The following is an 8,464-nucleotide window of genomic DNA, read 5'->3' on the forward strand; positions in this document are numbered from 1 at the left end:
ATCGGCGAGAGGGCGCACGACGCTCACAGGCGTCATCCGGGCGACGCGGCGGTTGCCGGGCCGGAGGGCCAGGCGAAGAGGAGGCGCAGGCGCAGGCCGCGCAGGCGTGGCAAGGGCAAGGGCGCGCATCCGGCGCATCAGCACACGGCGGCCGAGGGGAAATAGGGAGCAGGGGCGCATATGGCAGGCATAGGAATAATAATCAACCCGTACTCGCGCTCGCACCGCAAGAACCCTGAGCGGGCGAAGAAGATGGGCTTCATCGTCGGCGACCGCGGATCGTGCCACTCCACCGAGACCCTCGATGAGGTGAGGGAACTCGCGAGGGAGTTCAGCGAGCGCGAGATCGACATACTCGGGATATCGGGCGGCGACGGGACCAATCACCGGACGCTTTCGCTTTTCCTGGAGGTGTACGGCGACAAGCCGCTGCCTAAGATCGCGCTGCTTCGCGGCGGGACGATGAACAACCTCGCCAACCAGATGGGGGTGAAGGGCAGGACCGAGAAGATACTCGCCAACCTGATACTCAAGTATCACGAGGGACTCCCCTTCAGGGAGACCGAGATCGACATGGTCCGGGTCAACGGGGCCTACGGGTTTCTCTTCGGCATGGGCCTCATCAGCCGCTTCATAAAGGTCTATCAGAACGTGGAGGGCGGCCCCACCCCGGCCAGGGGCGCGATGCTCCTCGCCCACGCCATGTTCTCGTCGATCATCAACGGCAGGTTCGCGAGGCAGCTCGCCGAGCGTTTTGACTGCAGGATCACCCTCGACGGGAAGCAGGCGCCGTTTCGCAACTACATGATGATCTTCGCTGGCACCATGTCCACGCTCGGGTTCAACTTCAGGCCCCTGTACCGATCGACCTCTGTGAAGGGAAAGTTCCAGGCGGTGTGCATCTCCGCAAGCGGCCGCCAGCTCCTCTACACGTTCCCCCGCGCATTCTTTGCGCTCCCGTCCAACTCCGAGCACTACGTGGACGAGATGGCCGAGAAGATGGTGATCGAGTTCCCGAAACCCATGGAGTACACCGTAGACGGGGACTTTGCGGAGAGTCCTGCGGAGAGGATTGAGATAGCCACCGGCCCGAGGCTGACATTGATCGTGTCCTGAACCCGCGCATTTGGCACGGGTTATGCTCCATAAGCATATAGCCGGTTTCATAAGGTGTCGGCGCGTTGCCCTGTGCTGCCCTGGAGGGCGGAAAGGACGGCTGCTATGGCTCTTTTGACGGGGATCTGCGGTGCGCATCGCCGGCCTGGCCTTCTCAGGCATATGTCCGCTGGCGTCATCCTGTTGACGGCCTTTATCGTTTTGAGCGGCTGCCTGGGCGGAGGAGGAGGGGGCCCCGTTTCAGGGGGATTGAGCCAGACCACCGGCACCATCTGCATGACCGGCGACTATTCGTACAGGGTCGATCTGTCCGGCGCGACCGCGTACGACCGGACTGTCGAGGTCAACCCGTTCGAGTCCGCGTATCAGGGCAGCATCGGGGGACAGATCAGGGGGCTCGCCTCCCTCGCGGTCGAGATGCCGGGCTCCGACACCTCCGAGGTGCTCTTCTGGGGCAGCGGCGCGTCCATCAAGTACGGCACGCTCGAGAAGACCCTGGGACAGGTGCTGCTCAAGAAGCCCGGCGCAGTGAACGACATCGCGCCCATCCTCCACGCCGGCAAGCGCATGCTCGTCTACGGGACCGAGAGGGGGCTCGGCATCGCGGGTCCTGACGCGGCAGGCACAGGCTACCTCGACTACTCGACGCAGGGCGCGTGGAGATCGGTGCCCGACGGGGTCAGCTCGCTCGACGTCTCCGACGACGGGGCCGCGATTTTCTTCACCAGCTCGGAAGGGTTCGTGCAGCAGATCGCGCTTGCCGAGCTGATTGCGGGCGAGGAGTGCTCGGGTGTGATCGCCGCCGAAGTCGTGGGGGAGGACGGGTCGTCAGGCCTCCTGCCCGCCAGGACCCAGGCCGGGTCCGGCCACATATTCGTCCTTTCGAAGCCTGCGTCCAGCGTCGCCTCTTCGGCGCCGACTTTCGAGCAGGCCTACTACCCGATCTTTTCGGCAATGATCGGCGACGGGATCTACGGCAGGGTGAGGGCATATCCTGTCTCGGGCGGCTCCCCGGTGGAGATGGGGTTCGCTGCGCGAAACTCAAGCTTCGACGGGTTCGACCGGTTCATCCCCACCGACATAGCCTGGGACGGCCAGAGCCTCTACGTGGTCGGGCTCGCCTACGATCAGCAGTCGGTGAGCGACTTCCTGGCGCAGAAGTGCTCAACGAGCGCGAATCAGTCGGAGCAGCTCAAGTGCATGGCGCAGGCGGCAAAGGACGGGACGCTCGCGACCTTTGACGGAGGCACCGGGATTTTCCGCTTCATCGGCGGATTCTTCGTGTACCGCGACATGTCGGACCTATCTAAGGCGGATCACTTCAAGCAGATCCAGCTCACGGGGCTCAAGCACCAGGAGGATGCGCCGCCTTACCTCTTCGCGATAGCGGTGCAGTCGGAGCGCGCCTTCGTCAGGGGGCCCAATTTCCTGGCGTCGATCGCGCGGGGGGAGGGCGACGGCGGCGAGGGCTGGAAAGTGGAGATGGACGCCGACAAGTCCGAGGGCCTGGTCGCGGGGGTTCCCAACCGCATGGCGCCTTACCTCGGCGGCGCGGCGGCGAGCTTCACCGCGATGAAGGGCGCCGACGGCTCGGGCGCGTCGGCGGTCGAGGTCATGACCGGCGCCGGGTCGTTCTCCCTGCTCGACACGGGCGCGATCTACGTGAGGCCCGACGGGGCCGGCCAGAGCACGGGGCTCATCGCAGCGATCGAGATGCAGAGCGACCGCGGCGGGTGGCTGTACCTCGAGAACGCGGCGAGCAGGCACGCGATCGACCCCGGGATGTCCGACTCGTACGTAAGCGGCGCCGCTTACGACGGCGCGACAGTCGCCTTTGCGGCATCGCAGACCGGGACCGCGACCCAGCCCGAGTACATGCGCAGCTGGCACATCATGGTCCAGTCCGGGAGCAAGGCGTCGACCCGCGGGTCGCTCCCTGTGGCGAGGGGAGGGGGCTCGAACGGGGAGTTCGTGGGGTTCCCCGAGGTGAAGACAGGGGAGGAGAAACCGAGCGAGAAGCGCGGGGTCGCAGGGATCGGCATCGGCTCCGGCGCCGTGGCGGTCCTGTACAGGGGATACTCAGGCGGCAAGTGGTACCACCAGCTGTTTCTCTACGGGCTCACCAAGACCGGAGACGTGTTCAACCAGCCTTCGTACCTGGCCAGCTCGGCCCTCATAACCACAGTGGCGTCGAGCTCGGCGCACGGCGGCCGGGTGCTGCGCGTGGCAAAGAGCGGCTCGGACTTCGAGGTGATATTCACGACCCCGAAGAACATCTACAAGTGGGTCTCCTCCTCAGGCACGCCGGAATCCCTCTACAGCAGCGACAAGCTGGTGGACGCGGCGCTGGACGCCAAAGACCCCGCCAGGATAGCGATCGTCTCAGGCTTCAACGTGCACGTGAAGAGCCTCTCGGCGATGGCGGCTCAGGGCGCGTCGGTCCAGATACAGCCCAAGCCGGGCACGACCATGACCTATCCCTACGGCGCGAAGGTTGCGCTCTCAGGCTCGGCGCTCGCATTGACCACGCCCTACGGCGCGGACGCGACTTTCTCGGTGTTCCAGGCGGGATCGGGCTCGATCGCGCCGCTGGCCTCAACGAAGCTCTCCAGGTTCCTGGACGTGAGGATCTTCGGCTCGTTCCCGAACCACCTCCTGGCCAGCTCCCAGTCGAGCGGCATAGAGATCTACGGGATGTCGGGTAATTGAAGGGCAGCGATCAGATCAGCAGCCGGAACTTTCCATCCGCTATGTCCTGCTTCGCCCGCTCGTATCGCTCCGGGGTCCCCAGGTCGTTGAAATAGCCCTCGTAAAGGTGAGACCCTGTCTTCCCCTTCCGCTCGATGAGAACCTTGAGGCCGTCCTCTATGAGGCACGCCTCGCGGCCTGCGGCGGGCAGCGCGTCGAATATAGCGGGCCCCATTATCGAGAGCCCGGTGAAGAAGTGGTCTCCCCGGCCGAAGGATTCGACGCTTCCGTCTTCAGCCACGGACAGAGGAGTGTAGGAGTCGCCGTCGTCCAGCCTCTTGACCACGAGGGTCGCGTCGGCGCCGGAGCGCGAGTGACTTTCGGCCGCGGCCGCGATGTCCGCCGCAGTAAGGCCGTCCGCGTTGAGCACAACGAAAGGCGCCCTGCCGAAGAAGCGCGCGGCCGCCTTGATGCCTCCGCCTGTTCCAAGTATCTTCGGCTCCTCGGAATACAGTATCTCGAGCCCGTAGCGGCCCCCGTCGCCCGCATGGTCGCGTATCATCCTGCCGAGGTGGTGCAGATTGACGACCACCCTCTTTATCCCCGCTCCCGCCAAATATCTCAGCTGGTGGTCGATGAGCAGCCCCCCGTCGAGCGGGAGGAGCGGTTTGGGCGTGGTGAGGGTCAGCGGCCTGAGCCTGGTGCCGAGCCCCGCCGCGAGCAGCATCGCGCTTTCTATCCCATGGGCCATTCTATCTCCAGTCGGGGATGTATTTCTCGATCACAGCTTTGAGGGCGTCGTGCTCCGGGTTCCTCGAGAGCGCCTCCCTCACGTAGCCCAGGGACGCAGGTATGTACTTGAGGAACCCGGGGTTCTTCTTCACCCTGTCTATGTACACGAACCTCCCCGCGTCCTTGAGCTTTCGCTGAATTGTCACGAGGTCGTGCTCGCGCCTGATCTGCTGCGGATCGCTGCCGGTCCTCTGCGCGTACGCGTGGATGAGGCGCTCCACGGTGGAGTCCGCCAGCTTAACGTAGGAATCCCGGGTGAGCGCTACCAGGTCGTACACGCGGGGCCCCGTGAGCGCGTCCTGGAAGTCGATGAGGTAGAGGGAGCCGTCCCTTATGATGAGGTTTCGGCTCTGGAAGTCGCGGTGCGTGAAGCCGTACGGCATGGCCTCTATGGCTGAGCTGATGGTTCGCGTCTCCCGCTCGAAGGCCTCCCTGTCGGCGGGCTCCATCTCCCTGCCCAGCCTGGACTCCACGCAGTACTCGCGGAAGTGGTCGAACTCCCAGTTGAGGAGCCTGGCGTCGAACGATCGGGCGTTCGCGACGCATGAACGGGGGCCCCTGTCACGGGTGCGCTCCTGCATGAGGATGAGCAGGTCGAGCGCGCGCATGTACCACTCTAGCCGCGCCTCCTCGCCCGCCGACTCCACGCGCCCGGCCATGATCTCGTCGCCCAGGTCCTCCAGTATCATCAAATGATCGGCGCGGCTGTAGTGGTGGATGGCCGGGACCGGCAGCCCCAGCCCCGAGAGGTAACGGGCCACGTTTATGAACGGGAGCTCATCGTGCGTGCCCCTGAAGTTGGTTATCTCCTCGGAGACGGAGGAGAGGCCCTCCGGCATCTGCATCACAACGAACGACGATCCGTCGCTCATGGTCGCCCGGTAATAGGTGCGGTAGGATGCGTCGCCGTGGAGCTTCGTGAGCTCGCGGACGCCGGATCTGATACCGACCTCCTCGGAGATCAGCCTCTCCACTGTCTTCTTCATGTCGCTCATGGCATCACCGTGAAGCTTACGTCAGCGTTGCTCGAGTCGCCCTCGACGAGCACATAGACCGGCCTCTCGCCCGCCTCCGCATCGGCCGGCACGGTGAAAGTGATGGCCTCGATCTCGTCCGAGGTCGGGTTGTCAAGGAGGCTGTAGCTCGTGGCACCCGTGGGCGCGTTGCCCACGACGACTATGTTCTCCGGGTAGGCAATGGAGAAGCCCAGCCCGAAGATGGTTATCTCGTCGCCGGCCCTGCCCGAGTTCGGATCCACCCTCGTCACGATGGGCGGGGAGTCGGTGGGCACGTTGGGGTTGTAGGACACGCCGCCGCACGAGGCCATGGCGATGGCAGCGAGCAGAGCCGCTGTGAATAGCCTCTTCATGTCGAGCTGCTTTTAGATGAAAATAAGGCGTTACGGCAAGCGGAATATGGGATCAGCCGCGCTATCGATCGAGCGCTATGCCCTCGCTCCGGAGCTCCTCAGCAAGCTTCTCGTCGCCGGTCTCGACCCAGCGGCGATAGAGATTGAGGATGTCGGTCTCGGTGTGCGCCCTGTTCCACGGGGCTATCCTGGCCAGCACCCCGACGTATGCCGCGAACTTGCAGGCCAGCTCGGCGTATATCCTGGCGAAGACCGCGTCGCAGACCAGGACCCCGGAGAGCGCCTCGTAGGCCGAGCCGCCGATGGACATATAATAGGATTCGTCCACTATGCTGCGGCGCACGCTCTCGGCGAACAGGCCGAGAACTATCAGCGTGCTGTCGCCTATCTCTTTGAGCTCCCGGGCCTTTGAGCCCGAGCCCTGCGAGAGCGCCTCCATGAACCTGATGCCGATCGGCCGGCCCTCATCCTCGATCGACCGGGAGCAATCCGCCCCGTGGAAATCGGTGAGGAGGTTGACGAGGTAGAACTCGGTTGCCTCGCCCGCTGTGACCGACTCCTGCGAGAGGGCGCGCCTGAGCTCCTCCCTTATCGTCTCCTTGAGCCGCTCGCCGTGAATGATCTGCGATCTGTCCATTACATTCACCCCTCTTTATTTTACTGCAATGAGGGTGCCATTTCATCCCGCCGAGGTTCGTTTTTAAGGCTATTTTGGCCGGCAGGGACCGGGCTTTTTTGGGAAGATAAAAGCACAAAAAATACAGCATGTTACAGGGATGATCGTCGCCAGATGTGGCTGAAAACATGATTTTATGGGGTTTGAAATGATCGCATCGCCCTGCAGGATCGAAGACTTTGCTGCCTTTGATGGGGTCTTTTTGCCCCAGGGTGTCGGCAAATAGGACGCTAGAGGTTTCCTCCAACGTGGGCTGCGTCCTGCTCAGCCAACTCCTCGGGGACCTCGGGCGTGGGCCTGAAGAGTTCCGATGAGACCCTCTTCAGGAAAACGGTTCCGACCGCCACCTTGAGCACGTAGTTGGCGAACATCCAGAGGAGCGTGGCGGCGAACACGAGTTCCTTGGCCGAGATCCTCCCCGATTCGACGAGCTGGCCGGTGAGATACGGTGAGAGCATCTCCACCATCATGGCGTTTGTTGTGCCCAGACCGCCCGGCGTGATGGGAAGCGTGCCCACGAAGAAGACTATCGGTATGTTGCCGAGTATCTTGGTGAAGGGGATGTCTGCGTTGAACGTGTGCAGCACCAAGTACATTGAGAAAACGATCATGACGTGTATCGGCGTTCGCATGAGCGCCACCCTCAGGTAGTCCGCGGCACGCGCCCTTTCGAATATGTGGAAGATGCTGCGTCCCCTGAGCCTCTCGATGAACCGGGGGCGCAGCGGGCGACCGAGCAGCTTCTCGGGCCAGCGCCTCCAGAAGGCAATCCAGAGAACAAGAGATGAGTAGGCTGCTATGGCCACAGTCTGCACGGTGCGATCGAGGGAGATGCCGGCGATCGAGTAATCCTGAAAGACCGAGCCGGCCAAAGCCAGGGAAATGATCCAGAGCAGGTCGATCACAACTATGAAGAAAAATATCCCAAGGGCCTGGAAGATGGGGATGCCGTAGCGGCGTTTCAGGTAGTATGCGAACGCGGCCTGGCTTGCGGGATAATTGAGGACCATCACGGGATAGGTAGCGCCGCGCGCGGCCAGCACGTCGGAGAATTTCACCGGGTGCGAGAACTCGCCTATCACCTTCGTCATGGACCAGCTGTCGCAGATGAGGAGCAGGACGAAGTAGGCGATCGCGAACGCGACGAACGCCGGCACGTTCACCATCGTCACCGCCTCCCACACCCTTGCCGGCGGATAGACGTGGAAGAGCCAGACGAAGATGCCGGTCGCGATGCACCACGGTGCTATATGTTTGAATTTGCTAAGATATTTCATCATAAAAAATATTTAGCAACTTCCTCGGCAGGTGGGCGATAAGGTAGATGAAGCTAAGGTTCAGCCCCGGATCTGTCAACACGATTTCAGGACTTGACGGAGGCCGGGGGAAGGAGATCGCCTCCGTCACCTCAATCCCCCATCTCCTTTCCCCATAAAAGCCCGCGATGCGAAAGCCTCGTGGGCTTTTTATTTGTGCATGGAGTCGGCAGGCGGGGTGATTCGGAGGACTCTTCTCGCTATCCCTCCTCGCCTCAAACGCCGTCTCGTCGGGGGCATTCGTCGGCCGGTATATTATGGGGCTGCTGAATCCGGCCTCCTCGAGCCACGCTGCGAAGAGTCCTCCGAATCACCCCGCCATTCGGCATTACGTGCCCTTAAATCCCGCGCATACGAGATATCTTTCAGAGGATGTTTTGCGAGTAGCTTCAGGAACGACGGTGCTGACCTTTGCGAATCGTGACCTCAGCTCTTTCACGAATGCCGGGAATTCGTCGCCGGGGAAGATCTTGACCACGAAGTTGCCGCCCTTTTTCAGGATGCGGC

At 62.7% G+C, this 8,464-nt stretch carries 8 protein-coding genes; 2 read left to right on the forward strand and 6 right to left on the reverse strand.

The annotated features are described in order from the left end of the window. The first annotated feature begins 180 nt into the window (after positions 1 to 180). Positions 181 to 1,116 carry a hypothetical protein gene (locus JXA24_03090; GenBank protein MBN1282742.1) on the forward strand — a complete coding sequence of 312 codons (936 nt, stop codon included), beginning with the start codon at positions 181 to 183 and terminating at the stop codon, positions 1,114 to 1,116. Positions 1,117 to 1,365: 249 nt separating this feature from the next. Beyond that, a complete protein-coding gene (locus JXA24_03095; GenBank protein ID MBN1282743.1) occupies positions 1,366 to 3,825 on the forward strand; it encodes a hypothetical protein in 2,460 nt (819 codons plus the stop codon). Positions 3,826 to 3,835: 10 nt separating this feature from the next. Here JXA24_03095 and JXA24_03100 read toward each other — a convergent pair whose 3' ends face one another. From JXA24_03100 to JXA24_03125, 6 genes are all read right to left on the reverse strand, one after another. After that, complete coding sequence (locus JXA24_03100; protein ID MBN1282744.1) at positions 3,836 to 4,555, reverse strand: NTP transferase domain-containing protein; 720 nt, start codon at positions 4,553 to 4,555, stop codon at positions 3,836 to 3,838. Position 4,556: 1 nt separating this feature from the next. Then, positions 4,557 to 5,591, reverse strand: coding sequence for a phosphotransferase (locus tag JXA24_03105; protein MBN1282745.1), 1,035 nt, complete (start codon positions 5,589 to 5,591; stop codon positions 4,557 to 4,559). After that, complete coding sequence (locus tag JXA24_03110; GenBank protein ID MBN1282746.1) at positions 5,588 to 5,965, reverse strand: IPT/TIG domain-containing protein; 378 nt, start codon at positions 5,963 to 5,965, stop codon at positions 5,588 to 5,590. Before JXA24_03110 ends, JXA24_03105 begins: the two co-directional genes overlap by 4 nt. A gap of 61 nt (positions 5,966 to 6,026) precedes the next feature. Beyond that, complete coding sequence (locus JXA24_03115) at positions 6,027 to 6,602, reverse strand: hypothetical protein (protein MBN1282747.1); 576 nt, start codon at positions 6,600 to 6,602, stop codon at positions 6,027 to 6,029. Positions 6,603 to 6,871: 269 nt separating this feature from the next. Further along, positions 6,872 to 7,921 carry a flippase-like domain-containing protein gene (locus tag JXA24_03120; GenBank protein ID MBN1282748.1) on the reverse strand — a complete coding sequence of 350 codons (1,050 nt, stop codon included), beginning with the start codon at positions 7,919 to 7,921 and terminating at the stop codon, positions 6,872 to 6,874. Positions 7,922 to 8,285: 364 nt separating this feature from the next. Then, positions 8,286 to 8,464: hypothetical protein (locus JXA24_03125; GenBank protein ID MBN1282749.1), on the reverse strand; the 179-nt coding region annotated here is incomplete at its 5' end.

Source organism: Pseudomonadota bacterium, from assembly GCA_016927275.1.
Classification (GTDB): domain Bacteria; phylum UBA10199; class UBA10199; order 2-02-FULL-44-16; family JAAZCA01; genus JAFGMW01.

Bases quoted from the DNA above. Each gene is read 5' to 3' on its own strand.
- JXA24_03090 (MBN1282742.1), top strand. From the start codon at position 181: ATGGCAGGCATAGGAATAATAATCAACCCGTACTCGCGCTCGCACCGC.
- JXA24_03120 (MBN1282748.1), bottom strand. From the start codon at position 7,921: ATGATGAAATATCTTAGCAAATTCAAACATATAGCACCGTGGTGCATC.
- JXA24_03110 (MBN1282746.1), bottom strand. From the start codon at position 5,965: ATGAAGAGGCTATTCACAGCGGCTCTGCTCGCTGCCATCGCCATGGCC.
- JXA24_03100 (MBN1282744.1), bottom strand. From the start codon at position 4,555: ATGGCCCATGGGATAGAAAGCGCGATGCTGCTCGCGGCGGGGCTCGGC.
- JXA24_03105 (MBN1282745.1), bottom strand. From the start codon at position 5,591: ATGAGCGACATGAAGAAGACAGTGGAGAGGCTGATCTCCGAGGAGGTC.
- JXA24_03115 (MBN1282747.1), bottom strand. From the start codon at position 6,602: ATGGACAGATCGCAGATCATTCACGGCGAGCGGCTCAAGGAGACGATA.